We start from the raw sequence: 21,042 nt of genomic DNA, 5'->3' as shown, positions 1-21,042 counted from the left end.
TCAGCTGCGCATAGCCTTGTGGTCTTCCCGGCTTGCCATAAGCGCGCTTCCCTCGCCCGAGAAACGCGGTACGCCGGTCAGCACGCCCTGGAACCCCTTCAGAGGTTCGCCGATGTTGAGCCCCCCTTTGCCGATCTGAAATTCGCGGATCGTCCTCTCATGCCGCGCCGTCCGTGTCTTGATGACGGAGATCGCCTGCCGGACTTCTCCCTCCGCCTCGAAATAACGCAGCTGGATGACCGTATCCGACAGGTAGCTGAGATCGACATCGGACCTGATGTCGCCCGTCACCCCGTGCAGGCCCAGGATGAGAAGGCTGACGATCCCGTTGTTGCCCAGATAGCTGAGCAACTCGTGCATCTGCAGGACGAGGAACTGCTCGTTCGGCATCGCCTGCAGATAGGCATTGAGGCTGTCTATGACGACGATCGTCGCGCCATGCTCCTCTACGGCGCTCTGCACGACACTGGAAAATTCGCCGGGCGACATTTCGGCCGGGTCTATCGTGCGCAACTGCAGGAGGCCGCGCTCGACATATCCGCGCAGGTCCAGCCCGAGGGATTCGCAGCGCGAGAAGAGTGTCTGCGCGCGTTCGTCGAACAGGAAATACGAAGCCCTTTCCCCGCGCTCGAGAGCCGCAACCATGCATTGGACGCAGGCGGTCGTCTTGCCGACACCGGCCGGACCCGTCAGCAGGGTCGCCGTGCCGGCTACCAGCCCGCCGCCGATCAGTGCGTCCAGTTCATCCGATCCCGTCGTCGTCACCGTGTCGCCCGTCGACAAGCCGTGATCGGCGGCGACGAGCCGCGGATATACGCGCAGTCCACCGCGCTGGATTTCGAAGTCGTGATATCCACCCTTGAAGTGCACGCCGCGCATCTTGACCACGTGCAGGCGCCGCCGGTGCCCGCCGAAGCTGGCGAGGGTCTGGTCGAGCGAGATCACGCCGTGAGCGATGCTGTGCAGCTGGAGATCCCCGCCTTCGGCACCCTTGTCGTCGAGGAACAGCACCGTGCACTCGCGCGTGGAGAAGAAATGCTTGAGTGCGAGTATCTGGCGTCGGTAGCGGATCGGGCTTTGCGCCAGCAGGCGCAGCTCGGAAAGGCTGTCGAGCACGACCCGTGCCGGCCGCAACTCGTCGACCTTCTGCATGATGGCCCGCACGGTTTCGCCGAGTTCCACCTCGCTCGGGTGCAACAGCGTCTGCTCCTGATCGTCGCCGAAACCGTCGGCCGGGACCATCTCGAACAGCTGCAGCCCGTCGAGCGACCAGCCGTGCGAGCGGCCCACGGCACGCAGTTCCACCTCGGTTTCCGCGAGGGTGATATAGAGGCTGCTTTCCCCCAGGGCGTGGCCGGACAGGAGGAACGAGAGGCCAAGCGTGGTCTTGCCGGTGCCCGGGGTACCTTCGATCAGGTACATTCGATGGGGCGTCAAACCACCATTGAGGACATCGTCGAGGCCGGCGACCCCGATCGGCAGCATTGCGGGCGGTTCAAAGGTTTGCGACACGAACAGTCCTTACGCCCGTGGCGGGAAATCCGCCAGTAAACAGCGTCTGAAACGCTCGGGATACTTTGCCAAGCCACTTTTTGATCGTTGTAGTCTTGCTCCGGAAGGACAACGTCCTGAGCGACGCTCACGCGCCTGGCGGCTGCAAGGGGGAGTGCGTGGGGCCGTGCCGGCAAGCCGGGGGTTCACACGCAATACAAGCTGGCGGAGACGGAGGGATTCGAACCCTCGATACCGGATTTTCCAGTATGACGGTTTAGCAAACCGTTGGTTTCAGCCACTCACCCACGTCTCCGGATCGCGGCTAGCGAACGGCCCTATAGCGAGGGGGTTGCGGGGCATCAAGGGTGCACCTGGGAGGATTTTTCACTCCTCCGGGCGGTTGCCGGACTCGGTTCACCGCAAATCGGATTCGCTCTGCCGCGCATTCATTGCCGCTTCACCGCCAGTGGATTCTCCTGTGCACGGAGCAATCCGCCCGGACGGGATTGGGGAACAACACTATGTCGATCATCGCTGCACTTCGCCGCTTGGCCACGTTTGCCACGCTGGCGCCACTCGCACTCGCCGCGGCACCGCTGGCTGCGCAATCCATCGAAACGATCGATCCCGATGCCGTCGCGATCGACGGCGATCTGGCGCAGCCGCAGGATGCGCCGCTCCCGGCGCCCAGCTACACCGATCGCGCCCTGAACCTGCCGCCCGAAGGCGCGCCCCCAGCGCCGGCCGACGCTGCGCCGGTGGTGACCAGCGCCGATCCCTCCACGGCCGCGACGCAGGCCGCGTCCGAACCCGGGGTCGCCGCCGCCCAGGGCGATACCTACAAGCAGGACGATTTGATCGGCGCGGCCGAAGGCGTCTTCGGCAAGGGCGCCGAAGGCATCGCCCGGATGATCGAAGACCTGCTCAAGAACCAGGGTGAGCCCAACGGCTATATCGTCGGCCGCGAAGCCGGCGCCGCGCTGGGACTGGGGGTGCGGTACGGTTCGGGCACGCTGTATCACAAGGTCGAAGGCCAGAAGCCGGTCTACTGGACCGGGCCCTCGATCGGATTCGACATCGGCGCCAATGCCGCCAACACCTTCGTGCTGGTCTACAACCTCTACGATACCGAGGAGCTTTATGAGCGCTATCCGGCGGGCTCGGGCGACGCCTACCTGCTGGGCGGGCTGACCGCGAGCTACCTGCGCAAGGGCGACGTGGTGCTGATCCCGATCCGCCTGGGCGCCGGGGTCCGCCTGGGGGTCAACGCGGGCTACATGCGCTTCTCGAAAAAGCAGCGCTGGCTGCCGCTCTAGGAGCCCGTCTCGCCTTCCATCCACGGCGCCACCAGCGTGTGGAAGCGCCGATTGGCCTCCGCCGACAGGTGAATGCCGTCGGTCGTGAGGTCGGGCGGCAGTGATCCGTCCGGCCCGGCGATCGCGGCGTGAAGATCGATCAGCGTCGCCCCGCGCTCTGCAGCGATCCGGCTGATCTCGGCGTTCATCGCCAGCAGGCGCTGCTGCTGGACGGGGTGGTTGCATAGCCGGTTGCTGCACGGCGGCATCGTCGTTAGCGCGAGAGCGGGTCCTTGGGGAAACCGGGCGACAAGCTGGCCATAGTCTGCCCTAAATTGCTCCGGCGTGCGGCCCTGCACGACATCGTTCGTTCCCGCGACCAGCAGGACCTTGCGCGGGCGTGGGGCCAGCGCCTGACCGACACGTTCGTCGAGCTGGGCCGTCGTTGCGCCCGGCAGTCCGCGCCAGGCGAAGTCTACCCGGGGATACTCCTCGCCGAAACGCGCCTGGCAGACATGGGAATCGCCGAAGACGACCAGCGGCGCCGGATCGGTCAGCCATGCCGGGCGCTCGCGCGACGAGCAGGACGGCCAGATGCGGTCGCGATTGTGCCAGAGCGCCGCGCCCGCGACAGTCGCCAGCACGGCAAGCAGCAGGGCAAATCGGCGGTTCATGAAGCTGGACGTTAGCGCGGCGTGGAATTCCTTGAAAGGGCGCGCGCCATTTCGGGTTGCGATGGCGCAGGGCGGGGGGCAAAGGCGCGGCCATGCTCGACAGACTCGACCAACAGCCGCCGGACGCGCTCCTTGCGCTCATCAAGCTCCACGATGCCGACCCGCGCACCGACAAGATCGATTTGGGCGTCGGCGTCTACCGCACCGGACAGGGCGCGACGCCCGTGTTTGGTGCGATCAAGGCGGCCGAGGCGAAGCTGGTCGCGGAGCAGGATTCCAAGGCCTATCTCGGGCCTGAGGGTGACATGGAGTTCGTCCATGCGCTGATGCCCTGGATCTTCGGCGGCGACGATCCCACCCGCGGCGGGCGGATCGAGGGGATGCAGACCCCCGGCGGCACCGGCGCGGTGCGGCTGGCGCTGGCCCTGGCCCGGGCGGCCGGGGTGACACGGATCGTCATGGGCGTGCCGAGCTGGCCCAACCATGCGCAGATCGTGAAGGATCTGGGCCTGGAGCTGGTGACCTTCGCGCATTCGGCCTCGGACGGGACCGCCGACGTGCTCGCGCTCGAGGCCGCGATCGGCGAGGCGCGAGAGGGCGATGCGGTGCTGCTGCACGGCTGCTGCCACAACCCCACCGGGATCGACTACAGCGCCGAGGAATGGGACCGGATCGCCGCCCTGCTGAAGGACAGCCCGGCCCTGCCGATCGTCGATCTCGCCTACCAGGGCCTCGGCCAGGGGATGGAACAGGACGCCTACGGCGCGCGGACGGTGGTCGATGCCGTGCCCGAAACGCTGGTGGCCTATAGCTGCGACAAGAACTTCGGGCTCTACCGCGACCGCGTGGGCGCGATCTACGTCTGTGCGAAGAACGGGGGCGATCTCGCCAAGGTCCTGTCGAACGGCGCGGCGCTGGCGCGCGCGGCCTGGTCGATGCCGCCCGATCACGGCGCGGCGGCGGTCCGGATCGTGCTGGCCGACGAAGCCCTGACCGCGCAGTGGCAGGACGAGCTCGACCAGATGCGCGCGCGGATCAACCAGGTGCGCGAGCGCCTGGGCGCGGCGGGCCAGGTGGGGACGGTCGACCTTGCGCCGCTCGCTGGGCAGAGCGGGATGTTTGCGATGCTGCCGCTCGACAAGGCGCAGATCGATACCCTGCGCGACGAGCACGGCATCTACATGGCCGGGTCGGGACGCATCAACGTGGCCGGGCTGACGACCGACAACCTCGACAAGTTTGTCGCCGCCATTCGCGCCGTCGCGGGATAGCTTCGATGGACCGCCAGCCGGTCCTTGAGGGCGAAACCCTGGTGTTGCGGCCGCTGCGGCCGGACGACTGGGATGCCCTGTTCGCCATCGCCGGCGATCCGCTCGTCTGGGCCGTCCATCCGATGCACGATCGCTGGCAGGAGCCGGTGTTCCGCGCGTTCTTCGCGGACGCGCTGGACAAGGGCGGGGCGCTGGCGGTGATCGACAAGGCGAGCGGCGCAGTCATCGGCTCGAGCCGGTTCCAGGGCTACGATCCGGCGGGCGGCGGCGAAGTGGAGATCGGCTGGACGTTCCTTGCCCGCAGCAAGTGGGGCAGCGGCGCGAACGGCGAAATGAAGCGCTTGATGCTCGCCCATGCGCTCGGGTTCGTCGAGCGGGTCACGTTTCGCGTCGGCGAGAACAATGCAATCAGCCGCCGCGCGATGGAGAAGATCGGCGGCCGCCTGACCGATCGGATAGACTACACCGAGACGCCGGACGGGCCGGTGCGCCACGTGGTTTATGAAATCGACCGGGCGAGCTTTTCCGGTGGCCCACTTTCCTTTTGAAACTCAGGAATTTAAATGCTCGCTAAGTCTGCCGGCCTTGTTGGGCGCGAGCGCTAAATAGCTGTGCACCCCCCAGCCGGGATGTTGACGAACCGCATCGAATTCTTTTTAGAAGCCGGATGACGGAGACGATGCACAAGGACGATCTGCGCAAGATCGCCGCCGCCCGCAAGCGCCGCAACGCGATGTTGCTCAAGGTTGGACTGGTGCTTTTCGGGGTCGGCGCGCTGCTTGCTTGGATATTTCTCGTCTACGTGTAGCCGCGTCGCGGTCAGGCGCTGTCGCGCAGCCGCGTAGTTCCCGCCGCCGCCTGCCGCCTGAGATCGGCCTTGAGCGCCGCCGGATCGCGCACGAAGATGAAGCCGAAGCTGACCCCGCCCTCGCGGCTGACGGTGGCATGGTGCAGCTTGTGCGCCTGCACCAGACGCCGGGCATAGCCGCGCTTGGGCACCCAGCGGAAATACCGCTGATGCACCAGCCCGTCGTGGATCAGCGTGTAGATGATCCCATAGCCCAGCACGCCGAGCCCGATCCAGGTCCCCGGCCACCAGGCGTTTTCCCCCATGACCAGCGGGCTGCCGAGCGCGAAGAAGCCGATCGAGATCGCCGCGCCGACGATCGCGTAGAGGTCGTTTTTCTCCAGCAGGTTGTCGTGCGGCTCGTGGTGGTCGCGGTGCCAGCCCCAGCCGAAGCCGTGCATCACGTACTTGTGGCTCGCCCATGCGACCCATTCCATCGCCAGCACGGTGGCGACGACGATCAGGACGGGAAGGATGAATGCCATGGCGGCCAAATAAACACTTTGGCCGTTCAAAGACAGCCCCCGCTTGCCCCGCAAGCCATCTGCCGCCTAGGTCACGGACATGGCTTCGAAGCCCCGCACACTCTACGAAAAGATCTGGGACGCGCACGTGATCGAGCGGCGCCCCGACGGCACGTGCCTGATCTTCATCGACCGCCACCTGGTGCACGAGGTGACGAGCCCGCAGGCCTTCGAGGCGTTGCGGATTGCCGGGCGCACGGTGCGCCGGCCCGAGCTGACCCTCGCCGTGCCCGACCACAACCTGCCCACAACTGCGCGGGTGGACGCGGCGGGCAACCGGGTGCCGATCGCCGATATCGAAAGCCGCGGCCAGCTCGAGGCGCTCGAGCGCAACGCCCCGGAATTCGGCGTGCGCTATTTCGGCGCGACGGCGAAGGAGCAGGGCATCGTCCACGTCGTGGGACCGGAGCAGGGCTTCAGCCTGCCTGGCACGACGATCGTCTGCGGCGATAGCCACACGGCCGCGCACGGCGGGATGGGCGCCCTGGCCTTTGGCATCGGGACGAGCGAGGTCGAGCATGTGCTCGCCACGCAGACCCTCCTCCTGCGTCCGTCCAAGACCATGCAGGTGGTGGTCGAGGGCGATCTGTCGCCCGGCGTCACCAGCAAGGATTTGATCCTGCACATCGTGGGGACGATCGGTACCGCCGGCGGTAACGGCCATGTCATCGAATACCGCGGCAAGGTGTTCGAGGAGATGAGCGTCGAGGGCCGGCTGACCGTCTGCAACATGAGTATCGAGGCCGGCGCCCGCGCGGGCCTGGTCGCCCCCGACGAGGCGACTTTCGCTTACCTGAAGGGGCGCCCGCTGGCTCCGCACGGGGCCGACTGGGACGAGGCCGTGACATACTGGCGGACGCTGCACTCGGACGAGGGCGCCCGGTTCGACCGGACCGTCACCATCGACGCCGCTTTGGTCGAGCCGACGGTCACATGGGGCACCAGCCCCGAAGATACCGTCGCGATCGGCGGCGTCGTGCCCGATCCCGCCGGTTTCGCCGATCCGAACAAGCAGCGGGCGGCGCAGGCCAGCCTCGACTACATGGGCCTCGCACCCGGAATGCGGATGGACGAGGTCGAAGTGCAGAACGTCTTCATCGGCAGCTGCACCAACAGCCGGATCGAGGACCTGCGCGCCGCAGCCGAGGTTCTCCGCGGCCGCACGAAGGCGCCCGGCGTCAAATGGGCGATCGTTGTGCCCGGCTCGGGCCTGGTGAAGGCGCAGGCCGAGGCCGAGGGGCTGGACAAGGTCTTCATCGACGCGGGCCTCGAATGGCGCGAGCCTGGCTGCTCGGCCTGCCTGGGCATGAATCCCGACAAGGTCCCGCCGGGCGAGCGCTGCGCCAGCACCAGCAACCGCAATTTCGTCGGCCGCCAGGGCCCCGGCGCGCGCACCCACCTCGTCAGCCCGGCCATGGCCGCCGCGGCGGCCGTCACCGGCAAGCTGACCGACGTTCGGGAGCTTGCGTGAAGGGCCAGTGCCTGTGCCGCCGGGTGACGGTGGAGATTCCCGGGCGGCCCAGCCACGTCACCTTCTGCAACTGCGATTTCTGCCGCAAGCTCGGCGCCGCGTGGGTCTATTTCCCGCCCGGCAGCATCACCGTGACGGGCGAGACCCGGGCCTATTCGCGCGAGGACATCGCCGATGTCTGGCTGGCCGGGCACCATTGTCCGACTTGCGGAACGGCCATCCACTATACCATCCTGCCGCCGCACGAAGTGACCAAGGAAGCGGTCAATTCGCGGCTCTTCGCGCAGGCCGACCTCGAAGGGATCGAAGCCCGCTTTTACGACGCGCGCCATGTCGAAACCGACGATGACGAATTCATCCGCACCGGATCGGGCCATGTGGGCGACGGCACGGCCTTCTGAGCGCGAGGCGCGGCAGGTTCGATTTTCCTACAGCGGGAAAATCTGCTCGAAGCTGGCGATGATCGTCATGCGTGATTCCCTTGCCGGGTCGGCTGCTCTCCTGGTGTCACCTTAGTGTATACTTTGGAGGCGCACACTTTTGCCCAGGGCGGTGCCGGATGCGGCAATCTGGCGTGACCGCCGGGCCTGCGAACGGTTTACCTCGCCGCCGGCCTCTGCCACGCTGAAGCCGAGAGAGGAGAACCGATGCCGATAACGTCGTTCGAGGGAAAAACCGCCTTCGTCACCGGGGGTGCGAGCGGGATCGGCCTGGGCATCTGCAAGGTGCTGGCCGAGCGCGGCGCGCGGGTCGTCATGGCCGACCTGAGGCCCGATCACATCGAGGCGGCGGTGGCGGAGTTTGCCGGCGGCGGGCGGTCCAATCAAGTCAGCGCCCTGCAACTCGATGTCACCAACCGCGCGGCCTATCGCGAGGCGGCCGAGCGGATGCGGGCGGACTTCGGCGGGATCGACATCCTGGTCAACAACGCCGGAGTCGGGCTGGAAGGCCCGGTGCTGGAAGCCACCTACGCCGATTACGACTTCGGCTTCGGGGTCAACGTGGGCGGGGTGATCAACGGCTTCGTCGAGTTCATGCCGCAGATGGTCGAGCACGGGCGCGGCGGGCACATCGTGTCGACGGCCAGCCTCGCCGCCGAGGTCGTCATGCCGCCGCACCTGGCGATCTACGCCGCGAGCAAGGCGGCCGTGTGCCATTACTGCGAGGCGGTGAAGGGCGAACTGGCGCACCACGATATCGGCGTGTCGATCCTGCTCCCCGGCCCGGTGAAGAGCCGGATCCACGAAGCCAACCAGAACCGGCCCGAGCACCTGCGCGAAGGGAGCGGCTACAAGGCCAGCGAGGAGCGGCTGAGCCGCCGCATCGTGGGCGACAACTGGATGGAGCCGGAAGATGCCGGCCACCTCGTGGCGAACGGCATCCTCGCCAACAAGACCTACATCGTCACCCACGGCTTCTACAAGGACGCCATGCGCGCCCGCGCCGACGCGGTGCTGGGGGCCACGCCCGACGACAAGGAAGAAGCACCCGATTTCGGGCAGTTCCGCGACGAATAGAGAGGACGTTTCATGGACAATCTGACCGGCAAGGTCGCCTTCATCACGGGCGGCGCCAGCGGCATCGGCCTGGGCATGGCGCGGGCATTCCTTGAGGAAGGGATGAAGGTCAGCCTCGCCGACTGGAGCGACAAGCACATCGCGCAGGCAAGAGAGGCCTTGGCGGGCAACAACGCCGTCCATTTCGTGAAGGCGAACGTGGCCGACCGCGAAAGCTTGCGCGCCGCGGTGGACGAGACGCTTGCGGCGTTCGGCAAGATCCACGTCTTGTGCAACAACGCCGGCGTCAACGGCGGCGGAACAGCCGCCTCGCCCGATTTCGACGGGTGGGACGCGGCGCTGGCGGTCAATCTGGGCGGCGTGGTCAACGGCACCAAGATCGTCGCCCCGATCATCCGCGAACAGGGCGAGGGCGGGCACATCGTCAATACCAGCAGCATGGCCGGCGTCGTGCCTCTGCCGGGCCTCGCCGCCTATTCGACAGCCAAGTACGCGGTGCGCGGATTCTCCGAGAGCCTGCGCATCCAGCTTGCCGAAAAGGGCATCGGGGTTTCGTGCCTGTTCCCCGGCGCGACCCGCACCGCGCTGGTGCCGCTGCCCGAGGATGACCCGTCGATCGACGAGGCGAACGCGCCGCAGTTCCTCAAGGACCTGTGGGACGCGATGCGCTGCGCGATCGATCCCTACGAGACCGGCCGCGCCGTGGTGCAGGCGATCAAGGAGAACCGGTTCTACATCTTCACCAACAACGAGTTCCTCGACGAGGTGAAGGAGCGCCACCGCGAGATCGAGGACGCCTTCCCGCAGGAGCCCGCGCCCCCGGGCCGGGTGAAGTTCGAGACGGTCCGCCGCGAAATGACCCGCAATCTGATGGCCCCGGGCAACCGGTCGGTTCCGCGCGAAGCGAAGGAGGACATGGCGCTCGATCTGGGCTCCGCCAGTCCGGCCGGGGGGCAGTAGCCGCAAGATCATTTGCCACTGGCAAGAAGGCGCGTTCGCGGTCAAGGTGATCGGCGAGAGAGGGACCCATAATGACAGCCACTTCGACCACGTTCAGCGAGGCGCTGTCGCGCCAGCCGATCCGCGCATTCTCGATTGCCACGTTCGCCGTCTGCATGCTCGTTCTGGTCGCAGACGGGATGGACGCCCAGTTGCTCGGCCTGGTCGCGCCGCGCGTGATCGAGGAGTTCGGTACAGATCGCGGCTCGTTCGGCTGGGCGATGAGCGCCGCGCTGGTGGGCTTCGGGATCGGCTCGTGGGGCGGCGGCTGGCTGGGTGACACCATCGGCCGGCGCTGGTCGCTGGCACTTGCGACCGTGGTCTTCTCGCTTGCGACGATCGGCGCCAGCACCGCCGCGGACGTGTGGCACATGGCCATGTGGCGGCTGGTCAGCGGTCTCGGGTTCGGCTCGGCCTATGCCAACGCCATCGCGCTCGCGGGCGAATGGCTGCCAGACCGCTGGCGCTCGATCGGGGTCACCACGCTCTCCGTCGGCACGCCGGCGGGCGGCTTCGTCATCGCCGGGCTGCTGCCGACGCTGAACGACATCTACACCTGGCGCGGTATCTTCGTCCTGACCGGGGCGTTCACGCTCGCCATCGTGGTGCTTATCGTCGCCGTCTTGCGCGACAGCCCCTCGTTCCTGCTTGCCCGGGGCCAGCGTGACAAGGCGCACACCACCGCCGCGCGGGTGCTGGATGGCCCGCAGGACCTGGTGGAAGAGGGGAGCGCTTCGGGCACGGCGAGCAGCGGGGGCGTGTTCGCGCCGGGCAATGCACGGCTCAACCTGGGTGTCGGCCTCTCGTTCGTCGCGGCGGCGCTCGTCGCCTATGGCATGCTGAACTGGGCGACCAGCTTCCTCGAGGCGAAGGGCTTCAGCCCCGACGACGCTGCCTATGCGGTGTTCGTCGGCGGGATCACCTCCGTTGGCGGGTCGATGGCCGTCGGGCTGTTGGTGCAGTGGCTGGGTTCGCGCGCGGTGATGCTTGGCCTCGCGGGCGCGCTGGCGGTCACGCTCGTCGCCTTCGGTGCCATGCTCGAAGGTTTGCCTGCAGCGCCGGGTCCCGACGACGTGTTCCAGGTGACGGCGGTCTACGGGATCGCCGGGATGATCTTCAGCGGTGCGATCGCCAGCCTCTATGCGCTGATGACGCACGCCTACCCGCCGTCCTGCCGCTCGGCGGGGATCGGCTTCGGCATCTTCATCGGCCGCATCGGTGCGGTTGCGGCAAGCGGGCTGGGCGGCTGGCTGATCGACATGGGCGATGGAAGCCTGGTGCCTTTCTTCGCCGTGCTGACGGTGGCCGCGGTCCTGTTTACCGCCGCGCCGCTGCTCATCGAACGCTCGCGCCACGTGCCGCCTGCCAGCCGCACGCACTGATCCGTTCGCGTAGCCGGCTCGAAGGGACTTAGAGGCCGGTTCCCAGGTTCTGATTTCAGCCAGAATGCAGGCTGCGGGATTGCTTTGCTTCCGCGGCTCGGCGGTGGCATTCTGTTCGACGGTTGCGACGTGCCTGCTCGGACAAGCGAACCATGAGCTTCGATACAGAAGAGTTTGGCCGGTTGGTAAGGGCCATGTCCGATTCGCCGAGCGTGGTGGACTTGCGCTCGGCCTGTATGCGGTCACTGCAATATCTGGGCATAACTCGCGCCTGGTTCATCGCCCCGCTGACGGGCGATCCGCGGGTCGGCCGGATCCTCTTCAACATCGGGTTCTCGCCGGTGTGGGAACGGAAGTACCGCTCCTGTCTCCACCTGATCGACCCCTTGCCCGACCTCTCGCTACGGCGGACAGGCTCGTTCGCCTGGCCGGACGCGTTCGCGGGAGAAGATCTGGACCCGCGGCAACTGCGGTATCTGCGCATGGCCGAACGCTTCGGCCTGGCCAGCGGAGTCGGCACTGCGTGCTTCGGGCCTTACGGGCGGTGCGGGTTTCTCGGCGCCGAGCGCCCGGCCGACGGGATCGTCGACGATATTTTCCTGGTCCGATTCAACATGATCGGCCAGCTCTCGTTCCAGCGCTACTGCGCCCTGATCCGGCCGGAGGACGAGATCCAGCCCCTGTCCAACCGCGAGCTCGAGGTCTTGCAATGGATCGCCTTCGGCAAGAGCAACACCGTCATCGCCGATCTGCTCGAGATTTCCCCGTCGTCGGTCGACGTCTACGTGCGCCGCATTTTTGCCAAGCTCGGCGTCAGCGACCGGACGACGGCTTCGGTAAAGGCGTTTTCACTCGGGCTGGTCGTTGCGGCAGATCATCAGGCGCTGATCGATGATGCAGCCAAGCGGGCCTAGCGCGAGCGAGGATCGATCCGATGTAGGGCAGTTACGGGACATGGACTGCCGCGAATATTTGGCTAGGGGAATATACGGGATGACATCGCGGCCCTTCGGGTCGCACCGTGAAGCACGCGAAGATTCCCGGCGCCCCCGGACCCGAGCCCGGGGGCGCCATACTATTGCAAGGCCGCGTGTCCCGAACGGCCCACCCTAACGGGTCCGTCGGACGCGCGGCCTCTTTTCCTCGACGATTGCAGGTGGCCCGGCCCGCGGGGTCAGCGAACCCGCGGCCCGCCGAACGGCAAGGGCGGAGGGGGCCGGCGCGCGCCGCGCGGCAGCTGTGCCTGATAGGCCCGTCCGCAATGCTCGACGCAATAGGGGAACCCCGGGTTCACCTTCACCCCGCAGAAGTGGAAGTCGGCTTCGCCCGGATGGCCCATCGGCCAGCGGCAGACGCGATCGTTGAGATCGAGCAGGCTGGTCTTGTCGGCGATCTCGGGGTTGGGCTTGGCGGGCACCAGCCGGCGCGGCGGGGCGGGCGGGATCGGCGCCTGCTGATCGCCCGGACCCTGGCGCAGGAAGCCCCCGGGTCCGACCGAAACGATCTTCGGCCGATCCGGCGACGGATTGGGCAGGGGTTGGCTGGGTACAGCAGCGCTTGCTGCAACAGGAGCGCGCGGGGCAGGCGCCTGCGGCGCGCGCGGAACGACAGGCTTGGGCTTCGCCTTTACCGCCTGCTTCGCGGGTTCGGCGGTCTTCGCTTCTTCCTTGTCGTCGTTCGGCTTGACCGGCGAGGGGCGGGACTTGAGCCCCAGCCGGTGCGCCTTGCCGATCACGGCGTTGCGCGACACTCCGCCCAGCTCGTCGGCGATCTGGCTCGCGGTGGCGCCGCCTTCCCACATCTTCGTCAGAGTGGCGATACGTTCGTCGGTCCAGCTCATGTGCGTTCGTAATACCTTCAATCGCGCGCGGAAGCGCCGCGCCGGGCTTGCCAGCGGGAAGACGGGCCGATAACCGGCGCCCAATGGCCGATCAAGCCCAACCCTTCCCGACAAACGAGATGCCGCGGCGCACGTTTCCGCCCAAGGGGCAGCCGCAGATACACGGTTTCAACCGGATCGGGCTGTGGTCCCTTTATATGAAGGAGGTGCGGCGGTTTCTCAAGGTCCACACCCAGACGATCTGGGCACCGGCCGTAACGACCTTGCTGTTTCTCGTCATCTTCACCGTGGCGATGGGGCGTGGGGACCGCCAGATCCTGGGTGTTTCCTTCGCATCCTTCGTCGCCCCCGGGCTGATCATGATGGGCATGATGCAGAATGCCTTCGCCAATTCCAGCTTCAGCCTGCTGGCCGGCAAGATCCAGGGGACGATCATCGATCTGTTGATGCCGCCGCTGACGAACGCCGAACTGATGATCGGCATCGTCGCCGCCGCGGTGACGCGGGCGGTGCTGGTGGGGCTGGCCCTGTGGCTGGCCATGGCGCTGTGGCCTGGGGTCGACGTCGGCATGGCGCACCCGTGGGCTGTCGTCTGGTTTGCGCTCAACGGAGCCGGCTTCCTCGCCCTGCTGGGCCTGGTGACCAGCCTGTGGGCCGAGAAGTTTGACCATGCGGCCGCAGTGACCAATTTCGTAGTCGCGCCGCTCTCGCTGCTGTCGGGCACGTTCTACGTCATCAGCAATCTCTCGCCGCTGTTCCAAGCCATCAGCCGCGCCAACCCGTTCTTCTATATGATCAGCGGGTTCCGCTTCGGCTTCCTGGGCGAAAGCGACATCGGCAACACCAACCAGGCGGTGATCGGCGCGGCGGTCGGCGTCGGCCTGCTCAATCTGGTGTTCGGTTATGCGACCTATCGCCTGCTCAAGAGCGGCTGGAAGCTGAAGAGCTGAGCCTCAGTGCCGCAGCTTGCGGCGCAGGCGATAACGGCCGTCGGCAAAGCTTTCGAACAGCTCTTCCACGCTCGGATGGTCGACCGGACCGCCGGCGCTGTCGCTCAGCAGGTTCTGCTGGCTGACGTAAGCGACGTAGGAGCTTTCCTCGTTCTCGGCCAGGAGATGGTAGAAGGGCTGTTCGCGCCGGGGGCGCATATCCTGCGGAATGGCCTCGTACCACTCCTCGCTGTTGGCGAAGACCGGATCGACATCGAACACGACGCCGCGAAAGTCGAACAGCCGATGCTTGACCACGTCCCCGATCGCGAAGCGTGCGATCGCGTTGCGCGGCATTTCAATCCGGCGACCCGCCTGCGGGGAATAGAACGTCGAACGGTCCATCTGGCCCGATATAGAAATCCATGCCGGGCGAAACAAGCGCGCGTCCGGAGACGATCCCCGAATAATGACGCGGGCGGAGATGCAAGGGCTTGGCAACCCATCGACCATCCGCTAACCGCCCGGCTTTCCGGCCCGCCAGGCGCCTTCGGGCGCAGCAGCGCCCTCGCGGAGAGGTGGCAGAGAGGTCGAATGCGCCGCACTCGAAATGCGGTTTACGGGCAACCGTAACGTGGGTTCGAATCCCACCCTCTCCGCCAGATGCCTGTTTCAGGGTGACCCCCTCCAGACCCTAAGTGTTTGCGAATAGGACAAATCTTCCGGCATAACGTGCCAGGAGATGCCTTGATGTTCCCCCACAGCCGCGCTATGGTGTGGGTAAGAATGTGGGTAAGCAGCACATGAAGCGGCTCAGCGCTTTGGCAGTGAAGGCTGCCGAGAGACCAGGTCGCTATGGCGACGGTGACGGCCTGTACCTTGTTGTTGGTCAAGGCGGCGCAAAGAGCTGGATCGTTCGGATTCAGAAGGATGGTCGCCGCCGCGATGTGGGGCTGGGGAGCGCCGCGAAGGTTCCGCTCAAGCTAGCGCGAGAGCGTGCGGCACTCGTGCGTTCCCAAGTCGAGGCTGGGATCGACCCGGTTCTGGAGCGGCGGAAGCGGGGCGGCATACCTACTTTCCGCGAGGCTGCCGTCCAAGTCCATACCGAGCACAAGAAGGGGTGGAAGAACGGGAAGCACCAGGCCCAGTGGCTCGCCACGCTGCAAGCTTACGCGTTTCCGGCGCTCGGCGACGTTTCCGTGTCGGAGGTGGAGGCGCCTGCGGTCCGCGATGCGCTCATTGCGATCTGGCTCGAGAAGCCCGAGACTGCTCGGCGATTGCGCCAACGGATCAATACGATAATCGACTGGGCTGTCGCCAAGGGCTTCCGCGACACCGGCCTCGCACTCCCCGTGATCGACAAGTCACTTCCGAAGCAAAGGGACCGGGTAAAGCACCACGCCGCGGTGCCTTACGCGCAGCTGCCGGATCTCATGATCCAACTGCGAGAACGGGAGGGCGTGGGACGGCTCGCTCTTGAGGCAGTCATCTTGACAGCTGCCCGCTCCGGCGAGGTCCGCAAATGCACCTGGGACGAGGTGGATCTGGATCGGCAGATTTGGACCATACCAGCAGAGCGTATGAAAGGGGGTCGCGAGCACATCGTGCCGTTGTCCAAGTCGGCCCTCGCTGTGTTCGAACGGATGAAACCCTACGCACGTGGCGAGGGCTCGTTCGTCTTCCCCGGAGCCGGCCGTGGAAAGCCGCTCAGCGATATGACGCTAACTAAAGTCCTGCGGAACATGGGCCGAACGGAGACGGTGCATGGTTTCCGATCATCGTTTCGCGACTGGGTCGCGGAACAGACATCCTACCCCCGGGAGTTGGCAGAAGTCGCATTGGCTCATGTGAACTCGGACAAGACCGAGGCGGCCTACCTTCGTTCTGATCGTCGGAAGCAGCGGACGCAACTCATGGATGAATGGTCGAACTACTGCGGGTGAGGTGTAGCCATGATGGAAAGTAGTCCGTACTATCAAGTGGAAGATAATGAACCAAACTGACTCTCTAGCACAAATTAAATGCTTGTGTCTTGACGAGCTTTCTCTGATGATGGCAGGCATTCTCCTCGCCTCGTTCCCCGATTCGGCAGCGAGGTTTTAGGGAGAGTGTGGGTTGGCAGTTCCTGAGTTAATGACGGTCCCTGACTTCTTGGAAATGTACCGCATCAGCCGCACGAGCTTTTACCGGGAAGTGAATGCAGGACGTCTTCGTTTGGTGAAGTTCGGGCGTTCAACGAGGATCGCCAGGATTGACGCCGAAGTTTGGATGCAAAACATGCGCGCCAATGACGGTGCGAGAGGCTAAGGCTTTACCAAGCTCAGTACGTCTGCTTCGCGCCCATCTTCGACCTAAGCGGTTGCTGATCCGCCACGCGAAAGCGGACATTGCGAACCGCGCATTGATATCAGCCGGGCAGCGCGACCGACCACACTTTCCCGGTGCGAAGTTCGTTGAACCAAAGGCTGTCGCCCTTCGGCTCGACTCCTGTCGGCTGCTGCAGACCTTCTTTCACCACGGTGACTTTCGCGGTGTCGCCGGTGAGGGTCAGATAAATCACTCTGCCGCCGCCGTTCTCGGCCACAAACAGTTTCCCATTGGCCGCTCGCATGCCGTCGGGCCGGGTGACAGGCGAGTCCAGCACTATCTCGACCGGGGCGTATCGATGCCGCGCCCCGTGTAGACCTGCTCATAGACGCTGAGCGCCGACACGGCATTCGGCCACCCCGAGTACATCGCGAGGTGGGCAAGGACACCCGAGGCTTCGACCGGCGTCACCCCGTTCGTAAGCGCCCGGCCCAGATGACCGCTTAGCTGCGCCGTCTTGCCCGTTGCGATGAGGGTCGACATGACGACGAGGCTGCGATCGCGCTGCGACAGCTCAGCGCTCGGCCAGACCTGCCCGAACAAGACTTCGTCGGTCAGTTGGGCCAATCCCGGCGCTAGGCGCTGTTGCTGCGGACCCGAGGGCCGGGGCTGTCCGGCGGAATCGGGGCTATTTTCGGCCGATTGCGCATGGGTCTGGGTTGCGAGCAGGCCAACAGGAAGAGCTACAACGGCGGCAGCCACGAACGCGAATAAGCCTTTCATCCGCCCCTCTCCCACGATCGCACCCCCTCTTGCACGTGGGCTCACCAAGGTCACAGCAGGTCGACCTGATCGAGCCAGCCGCGAACCTGAGTGAGCGTGCGCCGCTCCTGGTCTGCTTCCATCACGAATGGCGCCTCGATCCGCACGCCCGGCGCATGTTCGGCGAGGACGGCGAGGCTGTTGCCGAGACCGTAGCCGCCGTGCGTGATGAACGGGCGCAAGGTACGTCCCGAGAGGTCATGGGCGCGCAAGAACGATCGGATGATGGGCGGCGCTGTCTCTCCCCAGATGGGAAAGCCGAGAAAGATGCTTTCGTAGCTCCGCAGGTTGGGCACTGCGGCTGCCAGAGGCGGCTCGTACCCTCTGTCACGCTCACCCTCGGCCTGCGCGACCGTTTCCTCGTAATCGGCAGGATAGGGCCTCGCCGGTTGTATCTCGAACAGATTGGCGTTCAGCGCCCTCTGGATGGTGCCCGCGATCACCCGCGTATTTCCCGAGCGCGTGAAGAACGCGACGAGCAACCGCGAGCTGCCCCCGGCGGCGATGCTAGCCGGTTGCGCGCAGGCAGCAGCGCCCGCGGTCATGGTCAGGATTGCAGGCATCGCCAGCAGCGTTCTTCGCGATAGATCGCTCGGAGTGGTCATCGACGCGGCGGCGCGTCCACGCCCGAGAACACCAGGACCTGGTCGGGCAGACGCTGCCCTCGGACCTCGATCGCGCGAACCGCCGCGTCGAGTTCGGCCAGCTCTCCGGCAGTGAAGGTGACGTCGGTCGCGCCATTATTCTGCAGGACGTGCGCGGCGACGGTGCTGCCCGGGATCGGCACGATCCAAGGCTTTTGTGCCATCCGCCAGGCGAGCGCGATCTGGGCGGGCGCGGCCTGCTTGCGCTCCGCCCATTGCTTCAGCACCTCAACCAGTTGCAGGTTGTGCGGCAGGTTCTCCGGTGAGAACCGGGTCTCCGCGCCCCTGATGTCGCCTGGCGCAAAGCGGGTCTGGGCGTCGATCCAGCCGGTGAGGAACTGCACCCCCAGAGGACTCCACGGCACGAAGCCGATGCCGAGCTCCTCGCACAGCGGAAGCACTTCCTGCTCGGGGCCGCGCCAGAGCATCGAGTACTCGCTCTGGACCGCGGTTACCGGCAGCGCTGAGTGGGCGCGGCGCAGCGTCTGGAGGCCCATTTCTGACAGGCCCCAATGACGGACTTTGCCCTGGCGCATGAGGTCCTGCACCGCACCCGCGACGTCCTCGATCGGAACTGCCGGGTCGACACGGTGCTGGTAGAGGAGGTCGATACGATCTGTCCGCAGGCGCTGCAGCATTCCGTCGACCACGCGTTTGATGTGGTCCGGCTGGCTGTTGAGGCCTGGCCGCCGCTCGCCGGTTTCCTGGTCGATGTTCCAGCCGAACTTCGAGGTGATGACCACATTGTCGCGGAAGGGCTGGATCGCCTCGCCGAGAATACGCTCGCAATGGTGCGGTCCGTAGGCCTCGGCGCAATCGAAGAAGGTTACGCCATGATCGTACGCGGTGCGGATCAGGGCGACCTGTTCCGGCCGATAGGGAGTCTCGGTCGTGTACTTGCGGAAGTTGTTCTGGACCCCGAGTCCGATGCTCGAGACCTCGAGAGTACCCAGTCTCCGGCGTCCCTTTACCAAAGTATTGCGCTCTTCTCCGGCCGCTTGCGCGGCAGCTGAATGCAAGGGTGCTGCGGCGAGCAAGGGTGCTGCGGCGAGCGCACCGGCAAGGCCGAGGAAGCCACGACGGCCGAGCTCTACTGTGGGTTCATGCGTCATGGAGGGGCCTCTCGTCATGCGTCGAGTTTGCGGGTGCCCAGCCACTTCACCATCGCTGGGTCGCGATGGTCGAAGAAGCTGCTAGTCTTCTGGTCGAGTGTGGCGATCCTCGCTAGATCGTCCGTGTCGAGCTCGAAGTCCAAAATCGCGAAGTTCTCCGCCATTCGTTCCTTCCGAACCGACTTGGGGATCGCGACGATGCCGCGCTGGGTCAGCCAGCGCAGCACCACCTGGGCGATGCTCTTGCCGTGCTTCTTCCCGATTGAAGCGAGCAGCTCGTTTTGGAACAGCCCGTTCTTGCCCTCGGCGAAGGGCCCCCAAGCCTGGGTCTGGACGTTGTTTTCCTCGAGGATCGCCTGAGCCTCTGCCTGCTGGTGGAACGGGTGGATTTCGATCTGGTTGACCGCCGGAGCGGTCTCGTTGTGCAGCACGAAGTCCACCAGGCGGTCGGGATAGAAGTTGCTCACGCCGATCGCGCGGACCTTCCCGGCGCGATGCAGGTCCTCCATCGCCCGCCATGCACCGTAAACGTCGCCGTACGGCTGGTGGATCAGGTAGAGGTCCAGGTAGTCGAGCTGGAGCTTGTTAAGCGAGCGTTCGAATGCTGCCTTGGCCCCATTGTAGCTGGCGTCCTCGACCCACAGCTTGGTCGTGACGAACAGCTCGGAGCGATCGAGGCCGCTATTGGCGATCGCTGCGCCAACCGCTTCCTCGTTGCCGTAGGACGCCGCGGTATCGAGCAGGCGATAGCCAACCTCGATCGCGTCGTGCACGCTGCGTTCGCATTCGGCAGGGTCGGGCACCTGGAACACGCCGAATCCAAGGAGGGGCATCTCAACGCCGTTGTTTAGGGTGACGAGGGGAATGGTGCTGGTCATGAACCACTATGTAGACCCAATATCGCTTTGTGATTAGGAGCCATAATCGGGAAAGCCCGATTAGGTAGGCTAATGGATGATGGCCGAAAATTTCAACAATCTGGCCGCCTTCGTCGCCGTAGCGCAGGAGCGCAGCTTCACGCGCGCGGCGGCGAAGCTTGGGGTCTCGCAATCCGCTCTCAGTCAGACGATCAAAGGATTGGAGGCCCACCTCGGCATGCGGCTTCTCACCCGCAACACCCGCAGCGTATCGACAACTCCGGCCGGGGAGCGGCTGCTGCAGACGCTCGCACCCAGGTTTCAGGAGATCGAGCAGGAATTGTCCGCGCTGGGCGAGCTGCGGGACAAGCCGGCTGGTACAATTCGGATCACTGCCGGTGAACATCCCGCACTCACGGTGCTGCAGCCGGTATTGAAGCGTCTCCTTCCGGACCACCAGGATATCCAGGTGGAAATCGTCATCGATTATGGGCTGACCGACATCGTTGCCGAGGGTTACGATGCAGGTGTCCGACTGGGCGAACAGGTTGCCAAGGACATGATCGCGGTGCCGATCGGACCGGACATGCGCATGGCAGTGGTGGCTGCTCCGGCATATTTCGAGAAGCACCCGCGCCCGGTCACACCGCAGGATCTCACCGCTCACAACTGCATCAACATCCGCCTGCCCACCTATGGCGGATTGTCGATCTGGGATTTCGAAAAGAACGGCCGCGAGTTGCGAGTTCGGGTCGAAGGCCAACTGGTCTTCAACAACGCGGCGATGCGTCTGGCAAGCGTGGTGGATGGCCTTGGCGTCGCCTACATGCCGGAAGACCTGGCGCTGAAGCATGTCGCAGAGGGCCGCCTGGTTCGCGTGCTCGAGGACTGGTGCGAACCGTTTTCCGGCTATCATCTTTACTATCCCAGCCGGCGCCACGCCTCTTCGGCGTTTGCTCTGCTGGTCGAAGCGCTTCGGTACCGCCCAGGATAATCGCGGGGACGGGGTTGTCGAAAGGGAAGTCGGCGTCCCGGGCGCCGACATGTTAGCAGTTGC

General features: G+C 65.5%; 23 protein-coding genes, 2 tRNA genes and 1 pseudogene. 15 read left to right on the top strand and 11 right to left on the bottom strand.

Annotated elements, in window-relative coordinates:
- Together ACWPMZ_RS11450 and ACWPMZ_RS11445 are read right to left on the bottom strand one after the other, a co-directional pair.
- The gene (locus ACWPMZ_RS11450) at positions 1-1,485 is read right to left on the bottom strand and encodes an ATPase domain-containing protein (RefSeq protein WP_455704201.1); all 1,485 of its coding nucleotides are present in this window, start codon (positions 1,483-1,485) and stop codon (positions 1-3) included.
- A gap of 229 nt (positions 1,486-1,714) precedes the next feature.
- Positions 1,715-1,807 (bottom strand) — tRNA-Ser (locus ACWPMZ_RS11445).
- A 208-nt stretch (positions 1,808-2,015) separates the two neighbouring features.
- Here ACWPMZ_RS11445 and ACWPMZ_RS11440 point away from each other — a divergent pair.
- Positions 2,016-2,810, top strand: coding sequence for a DUF1134 domain-containing protein (locus tag ACWPMZ_RS11440; protein WP_455704131.1), 795 nt, complete (start codon positions 2,016-2,018; stop codon positions 2,808-2,810).
- Here the strand turns inward: ACWPMZ_RS11440 and ACWPMZ_RS11435 are convergent.
- Positions 2,807-3,463 (bottom strand): GDSL-type esterase/lipase family protein, encoded by a 657-nt coding sequence (locus ACWPMZ_RS11435; protein WP_455704130.1) that lies wholly within the window; start codon positions 3,461-3,463, stop codon positions 2,807-2,809. The two genes, ACWPMZ_RS11440 and ACWPMZ_RS11435, sit on opposite strands and share 4 nt — an antisense overlap.
- Positions 3,464-3,555: 92 nt before the next feature.
- Here ACWPMZ_RS11435 and ACWPMZ_RS11430 point away from each other — a divergent pair, with 92 nt between their 5' ends.
- The 3 genes from ACWPMZ_RS11430 (at position 3,556) to ACWPMZ_RS11420 (ending at position 5,542) form a co-directional block, all read left to right on the top strand.
- Positions 3,556-4,734, top strand: a complete 1,179-nt coding sequence (locus ACWPMZ_RS11430; RefSeq protein WP_455704129.1) for an amino acid aminotransferase — start codon at positions 3,556-3,558, stop codon at positions 4,732-4,734.
- A 5-nt stretch (positions 4,735-4,739) separates the two neighbouring features.
- Positions 4,740-5,282, top strand: coding sequence for a GNAT family N-acetyltransferase (locus ACWPMZ_RS11425; RefSeq protein WP_455704128.1), 543 nt, complete (start codon positions 4,740-4,742; stop codon positions 5,280-5,282).
- A gap of 119 nt (positions 5,283-5,401) precedes the next feature.
- A complete protein-coding gene (locus ACWPMZ_RS11420; protein ID WP_455704127.1) occupies positions 5,402-5,542 on the top strand; it encodes a hypothetical protein in 141 nt (46 codons plus the stop codon).
- Between the two features lie 11 nt (positions 5,543-5,553).
- Here the strand turns inward: ACWPMZ_RS11420 and ACWPMZ_RS11415 are convergent, their stop codons facing one another.
- On the bottom strand, positions 5,554-6,066 hold the full coding sequence (locus tag ACWPMZ_RS11415) for a sterol desaturase family protein (protein WP_455704126.1): 513 nt from the start codon (positions 6,064-6,066) through the stop codon (positions 5,554-5,556).
- Between the two features lie 79 nt (positions 6,067-6,145).
- On the opposite strand from ACWPMZ_RS11415, the gene leuC reads away from it, so the two are divergent.
- The 6 genes and pseudogenes from leuC to ACWPMZ_RS11385 all read left to right on the top strand — a co-directional run bounded on the left by leuC (position 6,146) and on the right by ACWPMZ_RS11385 (position 12,388).
- A complete protein-coding gene (gene leuC / locus ACWPMZ_RS11410; protein WP_455704125.1) occupies positions 6,146-7,576 on the top strand; it encodes a 3-isopropylmalate dehydratase large subunit in 1,431 nt (476 codons plus the stop codon).
- 56 nt (positions 7,577-7,632) lie between these two features.
- Positions 7,633-7,977 (top strand): annotated as a pseudogene (locus tag ACWPMZ_RS11405) (hypothetical protein); the annotation flags it as partial.
- Positions 7,978-8,223: 246 nt separating this feature from the next.
- Positions 8,224-9,093, top strand: a complete 870-nt coding sequence (locus ACWPMZ_RS11400) for an SDR family NAD(P)-dependent oxidoreductase (protein ID WP_455704124.1) — start codon at positions 8,224-8,226, stop codon at positions 9,091-9,093.
- 12 nt (positions 9,094-9,105) lie between these two features.
- Complete coding sequence (locus ACWPMZ_RS11395; RefSeq protein ID WP_455704123.1) at positions 9,106-10,053, top strand: SDR family oxidoreductase; 948 nt, start codon at positions 9,106-9,108, stop codon at positions 10,051-10,053.
- Positions 10,054-10,124: 71 nt separating this feature from the next.
- Entirely contained in the window at positions 10,125-11,474 is a 1,350-nt protein-coding gene (locus ACWPMZ_RS11390) for an MFS transporter (RefSeq protein WP_455704122.1), read from the top strand.
- 194 nt (positions 11,475-11,668) lie between these two features.
- Positions 11,669-12,388: a LuxR C-terminal-related transcriptional regulator gene (locus ACWPMZ_RS11385; RefSeq protein WP_455704121.1), complete on the top strand. Its 720-nt coding sequence runs from the start codon at positions 11,669-11,671 to the stop codon at positions 12,386-12,388.
- Between the two features lie 260 nt (positions 12,389-12,648).
- Here ACWPMZ_RS11385 and ACWPMZ_RS11380 read toward each other — a convergent pair whose 3' ends face one another.
- A complete protein-coding gene (locus tag ACWPMZ_RS11380; protein ID WP_455704120.1) occupies positions 12,649-13,314 on the bottom strand; it encodes a GcrA family cell cycle regulator in 666 nt (221 codons plus the stop codon).
- Positions 13,315-13,397: 83 nt separating this feature from the next.
- On the opposite strand from ACWPMZ_RS11380, the gene ACWPMZ_RS11375 reads away from it, so the two are divergent.
- On the top strand, positions 13,398-14,264 hold the full coding sequence (locus ACWPMZ_RS11375; protein WP_455704119.1) for an ABC transporter permease: 867 nt from the start codon (positions 13,398-13,400) through the stop codon (positions 14,262-14,264).
- A gap of 3 nt (positions 14,265-14,267) precedes the next feature.
- On the opposite strand, the gene hspQ is transcribed toward ACWPMZ_RS11375, so the two are convergent.
- Positions 14,268-14,648 (bottom strand): heat shock protein HspQ, encoded by a 381-nt coding sequence (hspQ, locus tag ACWPMZ_RS11370; protein ID WP_455704118.1) that lies wholly within the window; start codon positions 14,646-14,648, stop codon positions 14,268-14,270.
- Between the two features lie 167 nt (positions 14,649-14,815).
- Between hspQ and ACWPMZ_RS11365 the strand changes: the two genes are divergently transcribed.
- The 3 genes from ACWPMZ_RS11365 to ACWPMZ_RS11355 all read left to right on the top strand — a co-directional run bounded on the left by ACWPMZ_RS11365 (position 14,816) and on the right by ACWPMZ_RS11355 (position 16,550).
- Positions 14,816-14,905 (top strand) — tRNA-Ser (locus tag ACWPMZ_RS11365).
- 141 nt (positions 14,906-15,046) lie between these two features.
- Positions 15,047-16,186 carry a tyrosine-type recombinase/integrase gene (locus ACWPMZ_RS11360; RefSeq protein ID WP_455704117.1) on the top strand — a complete coding sequence of 380 codons (1,140 nt, stop codon included), beginning with the start codon at positions 15,047-15,049 and terminating at the stop codon, positions 16,184-16,186.
- Positions 16,187-16,376: 190 nt separating this feature from the next.
- Positions 16,377-16,550 (top strand): helix-turn-helix domain-containing protein, encoded by a 174-nt coding sequence (locus ACWPMZ_RS11355; protein ID WP_455704200.1) that lies wholly within the window; start codon positions 16,377-16,379, stop codon positions 16,548-16,550.
- Positions 16,551-16,650: 100 nt separating this feature from the next.
- On the opposite strand, the gene ACWPMZ_RS11350 is transcribed toward ACWPMZ_RS11355, so the two are convergent.
- From ACWPMZ_RS11350 to ACWPMZ_RS11330, 5 genes are read right to left on the bottom strand one after another with little or no spacing between them, the layout of a single operon-like run.
- Positions 16,651-16,827 (bottom strand): hypothetical protein, encoded by a 177-nt coding sequence (locus tag ACWPMZ_RS11350; protein WP_455704116.1) that lies wholly within the window; start codon positions 16,825-16,827, stop codon positions 16,651-16,653.
- 59 nt (positions 16,828-16,886) lie between these two features.
- Complete coding sequence (locus ACWPMZ_RS11345) at positions 16,887-17,333, bottom strand: carboxymuconolactone decarboxylase family protein (RefSeq protein ID WP_455704115.1); 447 nt, start codon at positions 17,331-17,333, stop codon at positions 16,887-16,889.
- A gap of 50 nt (positions 17,334-17,383) precedes the next feature.
- Positions 17,384-17,977, bottom strand: a complete 594-nt coding sequence (locus ACWPMZ_RS11340) for a flavodoxin (protein WP_455704114.1) — start codon at positions 17,975-17,977, stop codon at positions 17,384-17,386.
- Positions 17,974-19,128: an aldo/keto reductase gene (locus ACWPMZ_RS11335; protein WP_455704113.1), complete on the bottom strand. Its 1,155-nt coding sequence runs from the start codon at positions 19,126-19,128 to the stop codon at positions 17,974-17,976. Before ACWPMZ_RS11335 ends, ACWPMZ_RS11340 begins: the two co-directional genes overlap by 4 nt.
- 14 nt (positions 19,129-19,142) lie before the next feature.
- Positions 19,143-20,006, bottom strand: coding sequence for an aldo/keto reductase (locus ACWPMZ_RS11330; protein WP_455704112.1), 864 nt, complete (start codon positions 20,004-20,006; stop codon positions 19,143-19,145).
- 76 nt (positions 20,007-20,082) lie between these two features.
- Between ACWPMZ_RS11330 and ACWPMZ_RS11325 the strand changes: the two genes are divergently transcribed.
- The gene (locus ACWPMZ_RS11325) at positions 20,083-20,979 is read left to right on the top strand and encodes a LysR family transcriptional regulator (RefSeq protein WP_455704111.1); all 897 of its coding nucleotides are present in this window, start codon (positions 20,083-20,085) and stop codon (positions 20,977-20,979) included.
- Positions 20,980-21,042: the final 63 nt, after the last annotated feature.

This window comes from Tsuneonella sp. HG222 (assembly GCF_053819185.1).
The sequence above is the reverse complement of the archived record's forward strand: the minus strand, read 5'-3'. Positions and strand labels throughout refer to the sequence as shown.

Excerpts from the sequence above, each read along its gene's own strand:
- ACWPMZ_RS11450 (WP_455704201.1), bottom strand. The coding sequence starts at position 1,485 with ATGCTGCCGATCGGGGTCGCCGGCCTCGACGATGTCCTCAATGGTGGT.
- ACWPMZ_RS11440 (WP_455704131.1), top strand. The coding sequence starts at position 2,016 with ATGTCGATCATCGCTGCACTTCGCCGCTTGGCCACGTTTGCCACGCTG.
- ACWPMZ_RS11435 (WP_455704130.1), bottom strand. The coding sequence starts at position 3,463 with ATGAACCGCCGATTTGCCCTGCTGCTTGCCGTGCTGGCGACTGTCGCG.
- ACWPMZ_RS11430 (WP_455704129.1), top strand. The coding sequence starts at position 3,556 with ATGCTCGACAGACTCGACCAACAGCCGCCGGACGCGCTCCTTGCGCTC.
- ACWPMZ_RS11425 (WP_455704128.1), top strand. The coding sequence starts at position 4,740 with ATGGACCGCCAGCCGGTCCTTGAGGGCGAAACCCTGGTGTTGCGGCCG.
- ACWPMZ_RS11420 (WP_455704127.1), top strand. The coding sequence starts at position 5,402 with ATGACGGAGACGATGCACAAGGACGATCTGCGCAAGATCGCCGCCGCC.
- ACWPMZ_RS11415 (WP_455704126.1), bottom strand. The coding sequence starts at position 6,066 with ATGGCATTCATCCTTCCCGTCCTGATCGTCGTCGCCACCGTGCTGGCG.
- leuC (WP_455704125.1), top strand. The coding sequence starts at position 6,146 with ATGGCTTCGAAGCCCCGCACACTCTACGAAAAGATCTGGGACGCGCAC.
- ACWPMZ_RS11400 (WP_455704124.1), top strand. The coding sequence starts at position 8,224 with ATGCCGATAACGTCGTTCGAGGGAAAAACCGCCTTCGTCACCGGGGGT.
- ACWPMZ_RS11395 (WP_455704123.1), top strand. The coding sequence starts at position 9,106 with ATGGACAATCTGACCGGCAAGGTCGCCTTCATCACGGGCGGCGCCAGC.
- ACWPMZ_RS11390 (WP_455704122.1), top strand. The coding sequence starts at position 10,125 with ATGACAGCCACTTCGACCACGTTCAGCGAGGCGCTGTCGCGCCAGCCG.
- ACWPMZ_RS11385 (WP_455704121.1), top strand. The coding sequence starts at position 11,669 with ATGTCCGATTCGCCGAGCGTGGTGGACTTGCGCTCGGCCTGTATGCGG.
- ACWPMZ_RS11380 (WP_455704120.1), bottom strand. The coding sequence starts at position 13,314 with ATGAGCTGGACCGACGAACGTATCGCCACTCTGACGAAGATGTGGGAA.
- ACWPMZ_RS11375 (WP_455704119.1), top strand. The coding sequence starts at position 13,398 with ATGGCCGATCAAGCCCAACCCTTCCCGACAAACGAGATGCCGCGGCGC.
- hspQ (WP_455704118.1), bottom strand. The coding sequence starts at position 14,648 with ATGGACCGTTCGACGTTCTATTCCCCGCAGGCGGGTCGCCGGATTGAA.
- ACWPMZ_RS11360 (WP_455704117.1), top strand. The coding sequence starts at position 15,047 with ATGAAGCGGCTCAGCGCTTTGGCAGTGAAGGCTGCCGAGAGACCAGGT.
- ACWPMZ_RS11355 (WP_455704200.1), top strand. The coding sequence starts at position 16,377 with ATGACGGTCCCTGACTTCTTGGAAATGTACCGCATCAGCCGCACGAGC.
- ACWPMZ_RS11345 (WP_455704115.1), bottom strand. The coding sequence starts at position 17,333 with ATGAAAGGCTTATTCGCGTTCGTGGCTGCCGCCGTTGTAGCTCTTCCT.
- ACWPMZ_RS11340 (WP_455704114.1), bottom strand. The coding sequence starts at position 17,977 with ATGACCACTCCGAGCGATCTATCGCGAAGAACGCTGCTGGCGATGCCT.
- ACWPMZ_RS11335 (WP_455704113.1), bottom strand. The coding sequence starts at position 19,128 with ATGACGCATGAACCCACAGTAGAGCTCGGCCGTCGTGGCTTCCTCGGC.
- ACWPMZ_RS11330 (WP_455704112.1), bottom strand. The coding sequence starts at position 20,006 with ATGACCAGCACCATTCCCCTCGTCACCCTAAACAACGGCGTTGAGATG.
- ACWPMZ_RS11325 (WP_455704111.1), top strand. The coding sequence starts at position 20,083 with ATGATGGCCGAAAATTTCAACAATCTGGCCGCCTTCGTCGCCGTAGCG.